Raw genomic sequence first — 17961 nt, 5'->3', positions numbered from 1 at the left:
CACGGTCCGTTATACGCCATGGACGGACCGGACACCACCGTTGCAGGAGGGACTCCCCTCCTGCTTTTTTTGGCTGTTGCGTCGGCCCGACGGCCATAACAAACGCTTTGTTGTCATCGAACCAGGGGTGAAACGTGGTAAAAACCGTTTTGATGTTGAGTCATGCCCGGCTGGCCACATAAAGATAAAATGTTGCGTTACCGGCGATCTGGATTGGGCCGCGCGACCTGGATAAATACGATTCGGACGCTATGGAGCGACCGAGGCCTTTGACTAAGCACAAATCGGATACAATGGGGCGCGTGAGACCCCCCACATGAGCAAAAATCGGCTGCTAACGGTGAGAGACGCCAGGGTCCCCCGCCCCATATCCCCCGCCCCATATCCCCCGCCCCATATCCCCTGCCCCACATCGCCCGCCCCCGCCCCCACCACGCATCGACCGTCTCCATCCATCGCACCATTCATCGCCCGCCTCCACTCGCCCGCACACATCCCATTCGCCCGCATACGCTGCAACATGCTGTGCATTTTCCACGGTTCGGAGGTGCAGCGGCAGTGTTGTCTCTCACCATGGCCATGGCGTCCGTCCTCCGGGACATCACCCTGGTGACCGGTTACATGCACCAGTCCTTCCCCCAACCGTTGGACAAAGAGCAGGAACGCGAGTGCTTTGAACGATGGCTGAAGGGCGATCGCGCCGCCTACCAGGAGCTCATCGAACACAATCTCAGACTGGTCGCCCACGTGGCGAAGAAGTTCGACTCATCCGGGATCGATCACGACGATCTCATCTCCATCGGCACGGTAGGCCTCATCAAGGCCGTCGAGACCTTTCAGCCGGACAAAGGTACCAAGTTCGCCACGTACGCGGCACGGTGCATTCAGAACGAGATCTTGATGCAGTTGAGGGCCTTGAAGAAGACGCGCAAGGATGTGTCCCTCAACAGTCCTATCGGAACGGACAAGGAGGGGAACGAGATCACCATCGGGGACGTGCTCGGCACCGACGCGGACGATACCGAGGAAGAGGTCAGCAAGCGGATGGAGATCCGGCATGTCCTGAAGCTGATGGATACCCTGGACGAACGGGAGCGCCGGGTGATCGAGCTGCGGTTCGGCCTGGCCGACGGGCAGGAGTGGACGCAAAACGAAGTCGCGGATATGCTCGGCATCTCCAGATCGTACGTCTCGCGGCTTGAAAAACGAGCGCTCCTCAAGATGTTCCACCAATCCTACGCAGGACGGCGGCGGCGCAAGCCGTTCGTGTATCACCCGAAAGCCACTGAGCGCCGAGAGCAGTAGCACCACTGGCCAACAGGCGGGTGCCGGGAGCAGGCACCCCCGGCACCCCGTGGATGGACCTTTGGACGCACAACCGTTGCAGAACTCGCTAGGCTTGAAATGTCGAAGAGGTGGATGTGACCGGGATCGGGTTCGGTCGCACAGGGTTCGGCGTGACCGGCGTGATCGACTCCAACGTCACAACCGGTGCGATCCAGGCCCCGTCCGCCAACCCGACCTCGTAAACCACGGCCGGCCGGTATCCGGGGCATTCGACGGTCACCACCGCCACCCCCGGCGCCTCCGAGGCCGACGGCGTGGACGAAGATAACATCGGATCGGCCGGTGCGGTGAACGAAAGCACCGGTGTCCATCCGTCTCCGAGTGTGCGGGCGGTGGCCAAAACCCGGCCGCCGGCCGACAAGGTCACCGTCGCTCCGGAGAGGACCTTCCCGTCGGAGGCCCGCACCTGAACGCGGCCCTGCACACGCGCCGGCCCGGCCTTTTGCATCGACTGGGACGCCACGGTGGGAGCGTCCGCTGCACGCGCGCCGGCCGACGGGGCCGCGGCTGCACCCGTGCTGGACGGCCTCTCCCCAATCGATCCCGCCGTCTGCACCCACGACGCGCTCTCCCCGCCTCCGTCGCTGGACGCCGACTGCGTCGCCCGACGGGTGACGGTGCCGGCGGAGCCGGACTCGCCCGCGACGTGGGCCGCAGGGGCAGCGGCGCTCAAGCCACCCGCGGTCTCGCCGACAGCCCCTGTTCCATCTGCCGCCGTAGAGGTCGCAGCGGCCGTACTGCCAGCGGACGCGCCCTGCCCGGAACGCCCGGCCGCGTGGCGCCCGCCGGCGGTACCTTCGGCACCGCCCCTTGAAGCCGGCCCGTTTGCGACAAGCCCCGCGTCCGAGGCGGCACCGAGGGCCGCGCCATCTAAGCCTGCCGCGGCCACGGCCACCGTCGAGCCGGCATCATCCATTTGATGCGTCCACCGCGCGTGCAGACTGGGCCAGGACACACCTGCGGCGGCGCACGCCGCGGCTCCGATGCCAACGACAGCGCGGGTCCACCGCCGGCGGGCACGGTTCGCACGACCTGTCCGCGAGCCCTCAACGGAGCCCGCAATTGAGCCCGTAACGGAGCCCACACCCGAGCTGGTAACCGAGCCCACAACCGCCCCCGCAAACGCGCCCGCCGCCTGCACCGGAGCGGGCAACATTCCTGCCTCCTGGCGCAGGAAGGCCAACAGGGCGTCGTCGTCGCCCGCCGTCACCCCGACCCCTGCCGTCAGCGTGCAGACCAATGCCCGATGCAATTGCTCACATCGGCGCATCCGTTCGGCGCAAACGGGACAAACCCCGGCGTGCGATCGCTTGGCGGCAGGCAGTTCCGCACCCTGCACCCACTCCCACACTTCATCCCAACTCAGGTGCCTCACGCATTTCCCTCCCGTTGACAAGGTCCACGAGTTTTCGCCGGGCCCGGGCCACCCGAGTGCGGATAGCGCCCGGACGCATGTTGACCGCCGCCGCGATCTCGTCGTAACTGAACTGGTGCACATGGCGCAACAGGAGGATTTCGCGGTCCAGAGGGTGCAATTGGTTGATCGCTTGCGCCACCTCCCATACGGCCTCCCGTTGAACCACCAACTCCTCCGGCCCCGGCGCCACGGTGGCCAGCGTCTCGTCGGCCAGCGGCAGCTCACCCGTCTGGCGGCGGCGCAACACGTCGTAACAATGGTTCCGCGCGATGCGCGCCACATAGGCACGAAAGCTGCCTCCGCGGTATCCGTCCAACGACCGGTACACCTTCAGCATGATCTCCTGCGTCAAGTCTTCCACGTCGTTCGCGTCCCGTGTGATGTGGTAGACTAGGTGGCGAACCATGGCCGCGTGTTCGCGAAAGCATCCGTAGGCGCAAAAGGGTTCCTGACAATGGACATTGAAGCACCCCATGGCGACACTCCTCGTTCACAGGGGCCGGAAACCGCGCGGGAAAACCGGACCCTGTCGTCCAATCCGTCTATCTGAGACTACGCGAGGCATCACGGAGGGGCACGATTGGCACGCTGGCATTCTGACCATCACCATCTTCCATCCCATCCCGTCGGCGAAGAGCGCACCACGCGCCACCTGAACCGCTGGGCCCGGCACGCCGTCGCGCTGGCCGCGGTGTGGTTGTTGGTGATGGTGGCCTATCCCGGTTGGGCGTCGTCCGACGCCATGGGCTACGACGACCTGTCCCGGCTCAACGCCCCGCAACGCACGCTGCTGGCCTGGTTCTACCACCACGGCCAGTGGCCCCTGTGGAATCCGTTCAGCTTCGGCGGACAGCCGTTTCTCGCCGCCGGGCAGGCCGGGCCACTGTACCTGCCCAATGCGCTCTTCCTGTTTGCCCCCGTCGCCCTGGCGATGAAGCTCTCCTATCTCTCCCACGAACTCGTCGCCGCCACCGGCATGTACCTGTTCGTGTGGTCCATCGTCAATAGCCGGCGTGGGGCTGCGGCGGGCGCCATCGCCTTCACCGCGAGCGGGTTTTTTATCGGCCACCAGGTGCACACCCAAATGTTCGATGCCATGAGCTGGCTACCCTGGATCGCCTGGGCCGCGCGCGGCCTGCTCCTCTCTCCGAGGGCTCTCCCCGAGTCCCCGGGCCATGGCCACCCAGCCCGCCCAGCAGGGCTGCGCCAATCCACGGGTCGCCGGTATGCCGGCGTGTTGGCCGGGACCCTCGCGCTGATGGTGTACGCCGGCCATCCCCAGGTCACGTTTTACACGTTTCTCTACTTGGCCCTCTATCTCCTGCTATGGGCCGTCGAAACTCGGCGATCCGTGCGGTGGCGCCGCTTCGGCGCTGTCGCCGGGTCGGCCGCATTCGGCCTGCTCCTCGCGGCACCGCAGTGGTTGCCGACCGCTGCCTTGGTCACCTACTCCGATCGCCAACATCCGGCCGCCGGGTTTTTGCTCGAAGGGTCCATGCCGCCGAGCGCCTGGCTGCAATTTCTCAGTCCGTTTTCCATCGGCGGCGGCGACACCGGCGTTCCGATCTCCTTGTCCACACTGCTTCCCATCGACCACAGCAACCTCTTCTGGGAGTATACCGGCGGCATCGGGATCGTCGCCCTGGCGCTCGCCCTGGCGACGGTCGTGACCCGGTTCCGCACGTCGGCCGAGGTGCAGCGCCTCACCGCGATCGCGCTGGTGTGCGCGGTGTTCGCCCTCGGCAGCTACGGGTTCCTCGACATCGTCCTGACCCGCGTCCCGGGCTTTGACCTGTTTCGCATCCCGGCCAGGTACATCGGCCTCGTGGACTTCGCGCTCAGCGCCCTCGCTGGCCTGGGCGCGGCACGCCTGGACGCCCCTATGCGTCGCTGGGTGGCCATCTGGTGCGCCGTCTTCTTCGCGGTCCTGGCCGCCGCCCGTCTGTGGGGCCCGTTGGCGCACGCCCCGCGCGCCGCGTTCACCCACCCGGCGGCGCTTTGCGTCGCCATCGTGCTCTTCAGCCTCGTACTCGCCCGGCGGGATCGCCTGTACGGATGGGGGATGTGGGGCCTCGCCGCCGTCACCAGTGCTGGCCAGGCGACTCTATTGTCGCCTTTCGTCCTCGTGGCAAAGGCACCCTACCAGGCCCCGAGCGGCGCCATCCAATACCTTCAGGCGCATCTGCCGAAGGACGATCCGCTGGCCCGCGCCGCCGCCTTCGGCGAGACGTCCATCTCGTATGACCAGGCGGCCGCCTATCAGATCCCCGCGCTCAACGGGTACGATTCGCTCGTCCCTGCGTGGTACGACCAATCCGTCGCACTCACCTGGACCGACGCTGTCCTCAAGGCTGAGCCCGCCTCCATCCTCGACGCGTACGACGTCCGCTACGTCGTCACGCCTGCCGGGGACGAGCCGGTCTTCGGCCTGCCGGGCGCCGAGACCTCGTACACGCACTGGCTGCCCAACGTGCCCAAGGGCGCCATCGGCCTGCAGATGCACTTGGAGGCGCCGGCCAGCGCGATCGACGGCCGCCCGCTGTGCTCCATCACGCTGACCGCGGGCACCCGGACCGTCACCCACTGGATCTACAGCTACCCCACGGAGGACTACTACGTCACGCTGCCCGCCGATTGGCCCCAAGACGCAGCGACACGGGTCACCATCCGCAGCGAGGCGTGGGGCGGATCGTTCACCATCGCAGACCTCCGGTGGGTGGAAGCGAGCGGCTCGGAGGCGCCAACGGTGCTGCCGGTCCACCGGACGCTCGGACCGCGGCCGTGGCGGGCGGTGTATCAGGACAGCCGGGAGACGGTCTGGGAGAATCCGGACCGGACCCGTCCGGCGTGGGTGACCTCCGATCTGGCGGGGGTGCAACCAGCCTCCGGCAGCGTAAAACCGGTGGGGTGGACGGCGGATGAACAGGAATGGCGCGTGGATTCGGAGACGGGCGGATGGCTGGTGCTGGCGCAGACGTACGATCCGAACTGGCGCGCGTCCGTCGATGGCCAACCAGCGCCGGTGGAGGCGGCGGGGACGGGATACGGCGGGGTATTGACGGCCGTCCGCGTCCCGAAAGGTTCGCACAATGTGCGCCTCGTCTACCGCCCCCTGACGTTTTCCCTGGGGCTTTGCGTCGGTGGCGCGGCGCTCCTCGCCGGCGGAGTCTGGATGCTGTGGGGCATCAGCCGCCCCCGCCCGCGGGCCAGGGCCCAAGGGTGACCCGGACCGAGATGGGTTTGCCCCGGCGCAGGACGCTCAAGGTGACGGTCTGGCCGACGCGGTCCTGGTTGACGATGGCCGTCAGCTCGGCCACATCCGCCACCGGGTGGCCGTCGATGGCCGTGATGATGTCCCCGTCCCCGACCGGTTTGTCCGCCCCGCCGCTGTCCGCGTGCAGGCCCGCCTTGGCGGCCGGGCTGCCCGATACCGTGCTGATCACCAACACCCCCTGCGAGACCGGGAGTTTGAACTGCTGCTGAACGGCCGGATCGATGTCCAGCGCGCGGATGCCGAGCCACGGGTGGTCTACCGCGGTGCCCTGCAGCAGGTTTGGCAGAAGTGCCACGAATCGATCGATGGGGATGGCGAATCCAATACCGACAAACCCGGCGACCGGACTCTCGATCGCGGTGTTGATGCCGATCACCTGACCTCTGGCGTCCAACAGCGGCCCCCCGGAATTGCCTGGGTTGAGGGCGGCGTCGATCTGAATCAGGCCGCTCATCAGGCGGCCGCTCTCCGTCGGCATGGACCGGTTCAGGCCGCTGACAATGCCGGCCGACACGCTGTTGGTCAGCTGGAACGGGTTGCCGATGGCCACGACCGGCTCTCCCGGTTGCAGCCCCTTTGCGCTGCCGAGCGACAGCGGGCGTACCCCAGGCGGCGGCGAGATCCGCACCACCGCCAGATCGTCCATGGGATCCGTCCCGACGACCTGACCCGTGTAGGTCTGGCCGCCGAGCTTCACGGATACCTGCTTCTTGCCGCTGACCACGTGCTCGTTGGTCGCGATGTCTCCGTTCGCATCGATGAGGAACCCGGTGCCGATGTCCTCCTGCGGATTGTTACTCTGCCCGGACGGCGTGACGGCCGTGATGGTCGCCACGCTGGGGGAGGCCGCCTGGTAGATGGCCGGGATGTCGATCCCGCCGGTGAAAGGGGTCCATCCCGACGACGCCCCGGGGCTCGACGTCCCTGGTGCGTTCCCTGCACCGGGCGCACCCGCGCCCGCCGCGCCGGTGCCCGGGACGCCGGCGCTCCCCGGCGTGCCGTCACCCGGAACGGAGGGGCTGGGCGTCACCTGCGGCGCGGACGGAGCCGAGGACGGCCCGGAGGCACCCGCCCCCTGTGCGGCCGCACGGTCGCCCACACCGGCCATCAGCCAGGCCGTTCCGGCAGACCCGGCCGCTGCCCCGAGGACGAATACCGCCGCTCCAGCGCCGAGCCGCCTGCGCCAACGGGCCTCCCGCGCCCCGCGGTCCCAATCGTCATCTCCGAACCAACGTCTCGCCATGCCCGTCCCCCCTCACCGTTGGCCGGGCGCCTCGGCCCCGGCCTGCAACGCCCGCTCCAAAAAGGACTGAATCTTCTCCAACCGCACGACCCGATGCCACGGCTGACCACTGCGCGACATGCCGTGTTTCTCGTTTGGGAAGCGGACGAACTCCACCGGCACCCCGCGCACGCGCAGCGCCGTGTACAGCTGCTCCGCTTGCTCGATGGGGCAACGCAGGTCGTTCTCGCTGTGCAGAATGAGGACCTCGGCCTCGATCCGGTCCGCGAAGGCGAGCGGCGACATCGCCAGATAGCGATTCGGGTCCTCCCACGGGGCGCAGCCGAGGTCGTCGAGGTCTACGTAGCCGAGGTCGCACGTGCCGAACATGCTGTACTCGTTGACGCAGGCGCGCATGACCACCGCCGCCTTGTATCTGTTTGTATGCCCAACCGCCCAGGCCGCCATGAAGCCGCCGTAGCTCCCGCCCGCGATGGCGAGGCGCTCGCGGCACAGGGGGAAGCGCGCCAGGGCCGCGTCAGCGCACGCCTCGACATCCTCGAAGTCAAGGGTGCCCCAGACGCCGCGGATGGACCGGCAGAACGCCTCCCCGTAGCCGCGGCTGCCGCGCGGGTTGCTGTAGACGACGGCGATGCCGGAGGCCGCAATCAGCTGAAACTCAAGGAAGAACGCGTCTGCGTACATCGCCATCGGCCCGCCGTGCACCTCGACCACCGCCGGGTACCCGTCCGGCGGGGGCGGCGTGTTGGGCAGCATCACCCACCCGTCCAGGTCCAGGCCCCCGGAGGAGAACCGGAAGCGCTGGGGGACGGCGAGATCGACCTCGGCCAGCCAGTCGTGGTTCCAGTGTGTCAGCCGGCGGAGCGCCGGGCGCTCCTCCTCGCCCGCCGGGAGGTCCACCAGGAACACGTTGGCCGGTTCCACCGGGGTCCCGCGCACAATCGCCGCGGCCGACCCTTTTTGGTTGATAGCGTAGGTGAACACGCAGTGCTCGCCCTCGGTGACGAAGGTGAGCCGGCCGCGCCGCACGTCGATGCGCGCGAGCTGGACCGTCCCCCGGCGGGACACCAGGGTGTACAGGGACCGGCCGTGCTCGGCCCACATCAGGCCCTCCGAATGACCCGCCCGGGTGTCGGTGAGCGCCTCGTTGCCGAAGTCCTCGTCCATCCCTTCGGTCACGCACCAGCACCGGCCCTCTGCGAAGTCGTACAGCCACACGCCGGCCTGCGTGTACCATCCGTGCCTCATCTGGTGGCCGTAGAAAGCGACCTGGCGGCCGTCCGGCGAGCAGCGCGGACCCTCCACCCAGGCCGGAGTCCCGGGCAGCCGTTCGACGGCCTCAGGGGGATGCGGGGCATGGAACGCCGCCAGATCGGCCGGCACGGGCACCCGGCACAGGTGCTGCTCCAGGGTCCGATCCGCATCCGGCTCGCGGTTGGTCACCACGAGCAGGTGACGGTTGTCCGCCATCCAGTCGAAATCATGGATGTCGAAGGGCCCCTCCGTCAGGCGGCGGGTGGTGATGGCGGGGCTCTGCCCGTCCGGATCGAACGACCAGACCACGTGCCGGCGGTGGGCGAGGAGATCGGCGAGATCGACCACGTACAGATGGCGGCGCCGATCGCCGAACTCACCCGTGCCGTCGAGCCGCCACAGAAGGCGGCGGATCACCTTGACGTCGGCCGTGAACCGCTCCCGCGGCGTCTTCTCCCGCTCCTCGGCGCTCGTGGTCTCGTCGCGCGCCCATTCGGATGTCCTCGCCACGAAGGCGATCCGCCGACCGTCCGGGCTCCAGCGGAACGCCTCCACCCCCGACGGGTGCCGGGTCACCGCCACGGCCTCCCCGCCGCCGGCCGGCATGACGTACACCTGGTCGGTGTCCCCGCCCCGTTTGGACAGAAACGCCAGGTACCGGCCGTCCGGCGACCAGGCGGGCCGGGTCTCCGACTGGCCGCCCGCCGTGAAGGGCACGACCTCCCCGCTCGAGGTGGACACCATCCAGATGTGGGTGTGGTACTGGTTGTCCTCGGGGTTCAGACGCGTCACCGTCACCGCCACCTGCCCGCCGCCGGGATGCATCGCCACGTCTCCGACGAGGGCGATGCGAAAGATATCCTCCGCTGTCACTTTCCGCTTCACCCGGATCCCCTGCCTCTCTCACGATCTGGCCGCTTCGGCCTCCCCTTCCGTCACCGTCCGGCGGGCGAACCACGCCGCCGCCGCTTCCCAGGCGGCAAACCGGTCCTCCGCGGGCGTGCCCGCCTCGTCCAACGACTGGCTGGCCTGCACCAGACCATCGGCGGCGGCACGAAGCAGCCGGGCCGCTTCGCGGCGATACACATCCACCGCCTGGCGGCACACCGCATCGGTCAGGCCGGCGACCTCCGCCCGGGCAGCGGTGACGAAGACGCCTTCCAGCTCCTGTTGCATCGTCTGCTGCCCGCCGCCTTCAAAAAACTGCCTCGCACTGCTGAAGTGGCGAAATGCCGGATGCGCCAACTCGGGATCCAACTGTGCCCGTCCCGCTTCCAGGGCGGGTACATCCTCCATTTCCGGCAGCAAGCCCGGATCCGCATGCACGTCTTCCAGCCGCTTCGCCATGCGATCCCGCTGTTCCGCCAACGCCCTCGCCACCTGCCGCTGCACCCGCAGGGCGAAAGTGCGAAGCTCCGCCGACAGCTGGCGGGCCAACGCATCGGCCAGCTCGGCCGCGGCCTCCTCGAGCGGGCCTCGCCCCGCGGCGACGCGAAACCGCCCTGGGTGGAACGCCTCCCGAAAGGTGTCCCCGAAACGCAGGCGCACGCGCTCTCCGATGTGGAAGGCCAGTTCTTCCCACTCGGCCCGGAGAGCGTCTTCCACTTCGTCCGTCCCGGCGAGGGCGGCGTCGGCTGCACCGCGCCATTCGTCCGCCAACGCCCGCTGCTGCGCCCGCCACGCCGCACGCGTGGCCGCGTCGGCCGCCCGCTGGGCGCAGAGGGCCTGGTGCACGCGCCGCACGTCAGCGGCCCGCGCCTGCAAGAGCCGCTGTACGGCGTCCTTTGCGATGGCGAGCGACCGGCTCTCGACGAAGGCCGTCAGGTCCTCCGCCAGGCGCTGCACACCCGATTCCGCCCGGAGCCGGTCCGCCTCCGGCAGGGGGTCGCTTTCGGCCAGGCCGAGGCGCTGCCGCAGCAGCGTGGCGAACCGCCCGTCCTCCGGCTGACGGGCCCACATCGACGCGGCCAGTCCGATTTGGCTCGACACTTCGTAGACACGCGGGCGCCGCACCCCGAGGCGGCGAAGCTCCTCCACCACCCGGTCCCGGACCGCGGCCCGCTCGTCGCTGTCAGTGGCGAGATCGACCGCGTTGATGACGACGAACAGCTTGTCGGTCCCGAGGATGTCCTGGACCTGCGCCAGCTCGCGCAAGAACTCCCGATCCGCCCGGGAGAAGGCGTGCGTGTAGTACAGCACGAAGACGATGGCGTCAGCCGCCTGCATGTAACCAAAGGCGACATCCGTATGGCGGCGGTGGATGGAATCCACGCCGGGCGTATCGACCAACACGGCACCCCGCTGAAGAAATGCCGCCGGATGGGCGAGATCGACCCGGTGCACAAAACAGGCGAACCGCTCCTCGGCTGTGTAGCGGCGCACCTCCAGGCCATCGGCTGGGTGCCGGGTGCCTAGCCGCGGGGCCAGTTCCGCGTACCCGGCCGCGACCGCCTTGACGAACGAGGCGTGGCGGCGCGCCGACGGCGGAAACTCCGTCATCTTCCAGGCCGCCGCCTGGCGCAGTGCGTCCTCCAGGTCCTTCGCCGGACGGTGCAGAAAGCGCATGGCCTGGGCCACGTCGTCCCACAGCTGTTCTTCCGCCTTGAAGTGGATCACCGCCTCCGCGCCGCCCGGAACCGCCCGCGCCACCTGGGTTACGGCCGCCGTCGTCGGGTTGGGGGACACGACGAGCACCGGATCGTCGAGCGGCGCGTTGATGAGGGACGATTTTCCGGCTGAGAACGCGCCGAACACGGCGATCATCTTCGATTCCGACCGCACCCGCGCACGCAGTTCCTCCACCTCGGCCAGCCACGGGCCGGGTGCCCCCGCAGCGGAGAGTACCGACGCGGCCTCGTCCAGTTCGCGCAGCAACGCCTCCCGTGTTCCCGCCTCTCGGTCCGTCGGCGTCCTATCGTCCGCGACGTCACGCACATCCGCCGCCACCCCGTCAACAGGCTGCATCCGCCATCCCCCCTTCCTCGTCCAGTGCGATCTCACGCCACAATGCCTCGATGAACGCGTCCCGCTCCGCCGCCACGCCTTGCCACGCGGCGATGGCGTCCACCTGCGCCTCAAGCTCGGCCATCTTGGCCTCGAGCGGGGCCAGCTCTTCCTTAAGCGGCCCGTCCGCTTCACGCCACCAGCCCTCGAGCACCCGAGTGAGCCCGCCGTACGCTTGGCGCTTGATGGCGGCGACCACATCCTTGACGTACTGATACGGGTACTGGTCGGAGACGAGCGCGCCCTGGCGTACCTGGCTGTCCACCAGCGCCGTATCCACCGTCACCCGGATGGTGTCGACCGACTTCAGCCAGGCGGTCTCGGCCCAGGGCGTGGTCCGGATCCACTCGCGCAGGCCATTGTGCAACGGCGCGAGGAGAAACTTGTCCGTTCGCTCGGCGAGGTCGGCCACGAAACGGGCCCGGCGCGCCTCCCGCTCCCGTGCGGTCTTCTCGCGGGCGCCGAACCAACCCACCTTGAAGTCCGGCCGCAGGCTCTCGACGTACAGCCGGCCGAGTTCGGTGGTCTCGTACGGCGCGATCTGCGCCAGATCAATCAGGCGCAAGAACGACTGCCGCACCTCCTCCCGCAGGGCGGATACTTCCCGCATGCGGCGGTCCCGCGCCTCGGCAGAACGCGCCCATTCCTGCGCCAAAGCCTCCCGCAGCTCCGGGATGGCATCCGGCTCAGGGGTCGATCCCAACGTCTCACACACCCTCTGCCAGGCCGCCTCCAGCGCCTCGCCAAACCGGAACGCGGCGTGCTCGCGGACGAGCTCGCGCAGGCTCTGCCGGATGCCTGCCTCCGCCACTCCGTCCGATCCGGCCGCCCACCGGTCCAAATGCCGGCGCAGCTCGTCCAACTGGTTGTGCGCCGAACCGCGCGTGGAGGTGTAATACAATCCCTCGCAGGCGATGTCGTAGTCCGCCAAGGTTTGCTCGACCCGCCGGCGGTATTCGTCAAAATCCAGCTCCCAGTCGACGTGTTTGTCCACCTGGTTGACGGCCAAGATCAACCGCTTGCCCTGCTTGATGAGGGCGTGCGCCAAGTCCAGATTCTCCTCCGCCTCGACGTGTTGGTAGTCCATGACCAGGACGACGCCGTCGGCCCGGTGCAGCGCCGCCTCCATCTCCGCCTGGTGGGCGGCGTCCGTGGAGTCGATGCCCGGTGTGTCGAGCAGGACCAACGCACCCGCGGGCCCTTCGTACACCAGAGCCTCCACCGCGGCGGTGGTCGGCACAGCGCCCGTCGGGCGGGCGTCCGTCCGCGCGATCGCGTTGATCAAACTGGATTTTCCAGCTGAAAACAGGCCGCAGAAGGCGATGTGCGGACGGGCGTCGGCCGTCTCCAGCCGGCCGATCACGTCGCCGAGCCGGGCGGCGGTCTCCACGTCCCCCGCCTCGCGCATCCGCGCCTGAAGGTTGCGCAATGCTTGCACTCGTGGATGGTGTGTGGCCACAGCTTCCCGCATGTCGTCGTTCCTCTCCCCTGCGTTTGCCACCGGACCTTGCGCGCGGTGGCCTCCATCCTACAGTAGCACAGGCTGGGGCCCAGGTGCCACGGATTCCATCCCGTGCACCCGCGAAACCAGAGGACTACTGCCCGGCGCACGCGGATAAGATAGCCTCAGGACACGCGCGGCGTCGCGAGAGGGGGCATCGGCATACCCTGATGCCAGGCACCGACATCGACGCGCGGGGGTCATGCGCATGCAGCTGAATACGTTGGTGAAATTCGGATCGCTCATGTTCAATGTCGCACAGGACGAGAAAGTGAAGGAACTATTCACCATGGTCCATCAGGGCGCCAAACGCCGGGGATGGATTGGGCCGGCAGGAATTCCGGCGGCAGGGTCGACGCAAGGGGCGAAGGAAGGCCAACCGGTCAAAGCGGAACCTTCTCCCCATCCAATTCCGTTTGCGCCAAATTCCGCGGCGCCGAAGCCGGGCACGGCGAAATCGGCCACCCCGGTTCCCGGTGCGGGTCCGCTGCTCGGCGCCCCCATCCCTTGGCAGACATACCTCAATGGCAAGAACGCCAAGAAGGTGCTGACGTGGGCGGGTGAACTGACCCAACTGCTGATCAAATGACCGGTGCACCGGTGCGGACGTCCGCACACCGGGTGCACCGAGAGCTGGAGGTGCAACGTGCAGCCGGACGTCTCCCCCAAGTCGGCGCCTCAGTTCCTGTACCGCTTGTTCCGCCAGGTGCTCCCGATGGCACGCGGTGAGATCGTCCGTTGGACCGAACGGGCCATGGCCATCCCGGACCTCGAGCTGCGCCAACAGGCTCTGGAGAGCATTCGCCATAAGCGATTTCACGCGGACGGCGGCTGCGTTTACGCAGCTTGTCACCCCGCCTGCGCCCCGGCCCTGGTGCGGCTCATCGTGGCCCTGCAGACCATCAGCGACTACTTGGACAACCTGTGCGACCGCTGCGGCCGGTACGACGAAGAGGATTTCACGCTCCTGCATCAGGCGATGCGCGATGCCGTCCGGCCCGGGCAGGCGGTGCGGCCCTACTACCGCTTGCGCGGGCACGCGGACGACGGAGGTTACCTCCAGGATCTGGTCCGCACCTGCCAGGAGACCGTTCGGCTGCTGCCCGCCTATGGTCGGGTGCAACCGTTTGTGGAATGGCTGATTGACCGGTATTGCGAGTTGCAGGTGCACAAGCACGTGCATCCCGCCGAGCGACGGGATCGGCTCACCGATTGGTGGCGTTCTCACGGGTGGCAATACCCCGGCGTGCATTGGTGGGAGTTCGCAGCGGCCACCGGATCGACCCTTGGGGTGTTCTCCCTCTTTTTGGCTGCTGCGGCAGGTGTGCAGGAACCGGAAGTCCGCGCGCTGATGCAAGTCTACTTCCCCTGGATCTGTGGATTGCACATCCTGCTCGACTACCTGATTGACCTGGAGGAGGACCGGCGGGCGGGTGACTTCAACTTCGTCCGCTGCTACCCCTCCATGGCGGAGGCACACCGGCGCATCGGTTGGTTCGCCGAGCAGAGCTGGCGGGCGGCCCAGGCATTGCCCGGACAGCGGATTCACCAGGATGTGGTGCGGGGGCTGTTGGCGATGTATCTTTCGGACGGCAAGGTGGGCGCCCAATCCGAGGTGCGCCAAGCCCGCCGTCTCGTGTGGTCGTTCGGTCCAACGGCGTGGGCGTACTATGCAGCCTGCCTGCTCTACCGCCGCGTGCGCTGATCGGCGCTGCCGCCCGGCCGCCAGCGCTCCATCGCGACACGCACCGCCTCGATGACCCCCGGGATGGGCACGGAAGGTTTTTCAATCTCGACGCGGACGCCCTGCAGGCGAGGATGGCGCGCCAAGACTTCCTCTGCGACCCGCTGCGCGACGCGCTCAAGCAGGTTGTACGCAGGGCCTTCCATCACCTGCCGCACGTCCTCGTACACTGCGGCATAATTGACCGTGTCGCCGAGATGATCCGACGCGCCCGCGGGACCCAGGTCCAGGTACAGCTCCAGGTTGACCACAAACCGCTGACCCATCGCCTTTTCCTCGGGAAACGCGCCGTGATACCCGTAAAACGTCATGTTCCGAAGGAGAATGCTGTCCATCGAAGCCTCCCTCCCCGTCCGAGGGCCTTATCGGGATGAAACCGGCGTCCAGATGCCCGGATCGCCATCCCACACCCGTTCGGACCTGTCGCGCTCATTCGCCAGAGCCGGGTCTTCGCACATGCGCCAAAAGTTGCTCGGCCCAGTGTCGGGCAGATGGTGCTTTTCCAACAGCGCCCGGCGGGCTTCCGACATCCGCTCCGGCTGTGCCGACTGGTTCGTTCCACCGCGGTCGACCGCGTACAGGGTCAGGCATGATCGAACCCGCACCAGTTCGCCCAACCGGGCGATCCGCAGCAGGAAGTCCCAATCCCAGTAGTGGGACATCGCCTCGTCGAATCCTCCGATCTCCTCGTGCACGCGCGTCCAGTACATGAGGCTCGAAGGCACCACCGGATTGTACCGTTCGAGGAGCCGCGCGGGATCCCGCCACGCAAAGACCTGCCGCCGACCGGCACGCCACCCCCCTTCGCTGCGGGAGACCTCGACCAGCTCCGTGTCCGTGAAGGCCGCCACCGCCCCCGGGTGGTGCAGGAGCGCCTCGGCGAGCGCAGCGACGTGGCCGGGCAGCCAACGGTCGTCATCGTCGCAAAACGCCGCCAGGTCCCCCCGTGCCAGCGCCAGCGCGCGATTGCGAGCCGCCACCTGCCCGACGCGGGTATCCAGGTTCACCCAGGTCACATCCAGGCGATCCACAAACGCGCCGCACACCGCGTCGACCGGAGAGCCCCCGTCGTTCACCACAATAACTTCCAGCGGACCCCGCCAAGTCTGCGCCGCCATCGCGTCCAGGCACCCAGCGAGGGCGTCCGGACGATTGCGCGTCGCCACGAGGGCGCTGACCCGGTGCATACGCCATTCCCCCTGTTCTTGTGTACACCGCTGGAAATCCCCGTGCTAGCGGTGTACAATTGCCTTAACATTTCGATTCCCCCATCTGCGTCGATCTGGAGGGACCGCGTCCTATGAGCGAGATCCAAACCTTCGCTGTCACCGGCCGCTGGCCGGCCGACTTTCACCAAGGCGGAACACTCACGGCCGACGGCCTGTCCGTTTCATTCAGCATTCCTGCCGGTCTGGGCGGCCCTGGAATCGGCACCAATCCCGAAGAACTCCTGCTGGCGTCGGCCGCCGGTTGTTACCTCATCACCCTCGGGAAGCTGCTCCGCAACCGCCGCATCCCCTTCTCTGAGATCCATCTCGAATCTCGCGGCTTCGTCGAAAATGACCGCGGGCTGCGCTTTGATCGCATTGAACACCGCCCGGTCGTCCTCGTCGACGACCCGGCCGATGAGGAACACATCCGCATCCTGTGCGAGCACGCGGAGCACGCTTGCATGGTCTCCAGCGCGCTCCGGGGCAATGTCGCGGTCCAGGTGGTGCCGGAGGTGCGTGTCCAGACCGCCCCGTCCCGCTAAGGGGAAGTGGACCCGCGGCGTACGGAGGCGGTCTGAGCACGTCGCCCTGTGGCGCTCCGCACGGCGCGGGTCCGCGTGCGGTCAAGAGCCCTGCGCCACGGCCGATGCCGACCTTGGCTTCGGGTGTGCCAGGTGCACCGCCACCCACCACAGCGCAAGGCCGGAGACGCCGCGCAGCAGGGTTGAGGTGAGCATGCCGGCTGTCATCCCGGCCCGTCCGAGCAAATAGATGCCGAACTCGGGGGCGGCGAATCCGACGACCGCGAGCAGCACGTTGTACACGGCGATGCAGGTCGTGCGGCGCTCCGGCGGACTGACTTCCAGCAGGTAGTTGAACAACAGCAAATTCGTCCCCGCCAGCGGGATGCCGGTCAAGACATTGATGGCGCACAGGTAGTACAGATTTGTCGAGACGATGGTCAGGGCGGGCGCTGACGCCATCCCCAGCGCGGCCAGGGCCATCATCCGCCCGTTACCGTGTTTTTCCGCCATCCTCCCCCACCAGCGGTAGGTGAGGACTTGGCTCAGCTGGTTGAACACCGTGAACAACCCGAGCCAAAAAGCCGGCGCGTGCGCGGTCGAGATCTGATAGATGTTGAACAGTGGCCAGGACAGTTGCCACCCGAAGTTGAACAGGAGCATCGCCCCGGCCACGAGCCAGTAGCGGCGATCCCGGCACAGGGCCGTGAGTCCCGCGCGATCGAACAGCCGAACCGGCACTGCCCCGCCCTCGGCGAGCCCTTCCGCCTTGGATTCGTCATGTCGCATCAGCAGCCAGATCTCGAGGGCAGAGAAGAGGACGGTCGACAGAAACGCCACTTGGTACGGCAAGGCCCAATGCTTGTCGAACTGCTGCAGCCCCCATCCGGTGGCGAACGTCGCGACCAGCCCGACAATGGTCAGAACCCGGTACCGTTCGCTGAAAAACGCGGAGCGGCGATCGGGCGCAATCAGGTCGCCAATGAGGGCTTGCCACGACAGATCCCCGAACGACTGCGGCACCCGGGTCAGCGCCACGAGCCACACCACCCACAGGGCTGGATGAGCGAGGGGCAGCCAGGGCACCAGGGCCATCCAGACGTAAAACGTGCGGGACACGGTGGTCGCCGCGACGCAAAAGCGCTTCTTGCTCCGGACCCGTGTCATCGCGAGGGCGGCTGCGAACATCGCGAACAGGTTGACGAGCGAGGGCAGCGAGTTGAGCAACCCCATCTCTGCGTCGGTGGCGTGCAGGCTGTCGAGCAGATACATCGCCACAAAGCCGTTCACGATATTCATACTGATGGACGCGAAGCTGCCGTTGGCGATGCTCAACCGCTCATTGTTCCACTGCACACGCAACCCGTTCACCGCCCTGTCGACCTCACCGAAGACCCGACGGACGCCGCCGGGCAACAATCCCATCTTGCCAACACGCCGTCCGCT

Annotated in this window: 14 protein-coding genes; 5 read left to right on the top strand and 9 right to left on the bottom strand. The window is 67.6% G+C overall.

Going from position 1 to position 17961, the window contains the following annotated elements; genetic code table 11:
- Positions 1-558 precede the first annotated feature (558 nt).
- Entirely contained in the window at positions 559-1305 is a 747-nt protein-coding gene (gene sigK / locus N687_RS0117665; RefSeq protein WP_419670143.1) for an RNA polymerase sporulation sigma factor SigK, read from the top strand.
- A gap of 88 nt (positions 1306-1393) precedes the next feature.
- Here sigK and N687_RS0117660 read toward each other — a convergent pair whose 3' ends face one another.
- Together N687_RS0117660 and N687_RS0117655 are read right to left on the bottom strand one after the other, a co-directional pair.
- Entirely contained in the window at positions 1394-2722 is a 1329-nt protein-coding gene (locus N687_RS0117660) for a carboxypeptidase-like regulatory domain-containing protein (RefSeq protein ID WP_029423124.1), read from the bottom strand.
- Entirely contained in the window at positions 2700-3239 is a 540-nt protein-coding gene (locus N687_RS0117655) for an RNA polymerase sigma factor (protein WP_029423123.1), read from the bottom strand. The genes N687_RS0117660 and N687_RS0117655 overlap by 23 nt, the downstream gene beginning before the upstream one ends.
- A 105-nt stretch (positions 3240-3344) precedes the next feature.
- Here N687_RS0117655 and N687_RS0117650 point away from each other — a divergent pair, with 105 nt between their 5' ends.
- Positions 3345-5987, top strand: coding sequence for a YfhO family protein (locus N687_RS0117650; RefSeq protein WP_029423122.1), 2643 nt, complete (start codon positions 3345-3347; stop codon positions 5985-5987).
- Here N687_RS0117650 and N687_RS0117645 read toward each other — a convergent pair.
- From N687_RS0117645 to N687_RS0117630, 4 genes are read right to left on the bottom strand one after another with little or no spacing between them, the layout of a single operon-like run.
- Positions 5950-7281 carry a S1C family serine protease gene (locus N687_RS0117645; RefSeq protein WP_051663413.1) on the bottom strand — a complete coding sequence of 444 codons (1332 nt, stop codon included), beginning with the start codon at positions 7279-7281 and terminating at the stop codon, positions 5950-5952. The two genes, N687_RS0117650 and N687_RS0117645, sit on opposite strands and share 38 nt — an antisense overlap.
- A gap of 12 nt (positions 7282-7293) precedes the next feature.
- Positions 7294-9420: a S9 family peptidase gene (locus N687_RS0117640; protein WP_029423120.1), complete on the bottom strand. Its 2127-nt coding sequence runs from the start codon at positions 9418-9420 to the stop codon at positions 7294-7296.
- 18 nt (positions 9421-9438) lie between these two features.
- Positions 9439-11499 carry a dynamin family protein gene (locus N687_RS0117635; RefSeq protein WP_051663412.1) on the bottom strand — a complete coding sequence of 687 codons (2061 nt, stop codon included), beginning with the start codon at positions 11497-11499 and terminating at the stop codon, positions 9439-9441.
- Positions 11486-12967 carry a dynamin family protein gene (locus tag N687_RS0117630; RefSeq protein ID WP_197029320.1) on the bottom strand — a complete coding sequence of 494 codons (1482 nt, stop codon included), beginning with the start codon at positions 12965-12967 and terminating at the stop codon, positions 11486-11488. Before N687_RS0117630 ends, N687_RS0117635 begins: the two co-directional genes overlap by 14 nt.
- A 280-nt stretch (positions 12968-13247) precedes the next feature.
- Between N687_RS0117630 and N687_RS21480 the strand changes: the two genes are divergently transcribed.
- A complete protein-coding gene (locus N687_RS21480) occupies positions 13248-13628 on the top strand; it encodes a hypothetical protein (RefSeq protein ID WP_035462478.1) in 381 nt (126 codons plus the stop codon).
- A gap of 57 nt (positions 13629-13685) precedes the next feature.
- The gene (locus N687_RS0117620) at positions 13686-14744 is read left to right on the top strand and encodes a tetraprenyl-beta-curcumene synthase family protein (RefSeq protein WP_029423116.1); all 1059 of its coding nucleotides are present in this window, start codon (positions 13686-13688) and stop codon (positions 14742-14744) included.
- Here N687_RS0117620 and folB read toward each other — a convergent pair.
- Together folB and N687_RS0117610 are read right to left on the bottom strand one after the other, a co-directional pair.
- Positions 14726-15118, bottom strand: coding sequence for a dihydroneopterin aldolase (folB, locus tag N687_RS0117615; protein ID WP_035462477.1), 393 nt, complete (start codon positions 15116-15118; stop codon positions 14726-14728). The genes N687_RS0117620 and folB overlap by 19 nt on opposite strands.
- A 27-nt stretch (positions 15119-15145) precedes the next feature.
- Positions 15146-15970: a glycosyltransferase family 2 protein gene (locus tag N687_RS0117610; protein WP_051663410.1), complete on the bottom strand. Its 825-nt coding sequence runs from the start codon at positions 15968-15970 to the stop codon at positions 15146-15148.
- A gap of 113 nt (positions 15971-16083) precedes the next feature.
- Between N687_RS0117610 and N687_RS21475 the strand changes: the two genes are divergently transcribed.
- Complete coding sequence (locus N687_RS21475) at positions 16084-16536, top strand: OsmC family protein (protein ID WP_035462476.1); 453 nt, start codon at positions 16084-16086, stop codon at positions 16534-16536.
- 81 nt (positions 16537-16617) lie between these two features.
- Here N687_RS21475 and N687_RS0117600 read toward each other — a convergent pair whose 3' ends face one another.
- On the bottom strand, positions 16618-17886 hold the full coding sequence (locus N687_RS0117600; RefSeq protein ID WP_197029319.1) for an MFS transporter: 1269 nt from the start codon (positions 17884-17886) through the stop codon (positions 16618-16620).
- Positions 17887-17961: the final 75 nt, after the last annotated feature.

This window comes from Alicyclobacillus macrosporangiidus CPP55, from assembly GCF_000702485.1.
Lineage (GTDB): Bacteria > Bacillota > Bacilli > Alicyclobacillales > Alicyclobacillaceae > Alicyclobacillus_H > Alicyclobacillus_H macrosporangiidus_B.
The sequence above is the reverse complement of the archived record's forward strand: the minus strand, read 5'-3'. Positions and strand labels throughout refer to the sequence as shown.

Bases quoted from the DNA above. Each gene is read 5' to 3' on its own strand.
- N687_RS0117655 (WP_029423123.1), bottom strand. From the start codon at position 3,239: ATGGGGTGCTTCAATGTCCATTGTCAGGAACCCTTTTGCGCCTACGGA.
- N687_RS0117645 (WP_051663413.1), bottom strand. From the start codon at position 7,281: ATGGCGAGACGTTGGTTCGGAGATGACGATTGGGACCGCGGGGCGCGG.
- N687_RS0117635 (WP_051663412.1), bottom strand. From the start codon at position 11,499: ATGCAGCCTGTTGACGGGGTGGCGGCGGATGTGCGTGACGTCGCGGAC.
- N687_RS21480 (WP_035462478.1), top strand. From the start codon at position 13,248: ATGCAGCTGAATACGTTGGTGAAATTCGGATCGCTCATGTTCAATGTC.
- folB (WP_035462477.1), bottom strand. From the start codon at position 15,118: ATGGACAGCATTCTCCTTCGGAACATGACGTTTTACGGGTATCACGGC.
- N687_RS0117610 (WP_051663410.1), bottom strand. From the start codon at position 15,970: ATGCACCGGGTCAGCGCCCTCGTGGCGACGCGCAATCGTCCGGACGCC.
- N687_RS21475 (WP_035462476.1), top strand. From the start codon at position 16,084: ATGAGCGAGATCCAAACCTTCGCTGTCACCGGCCGCTGGCCGGCCGAC.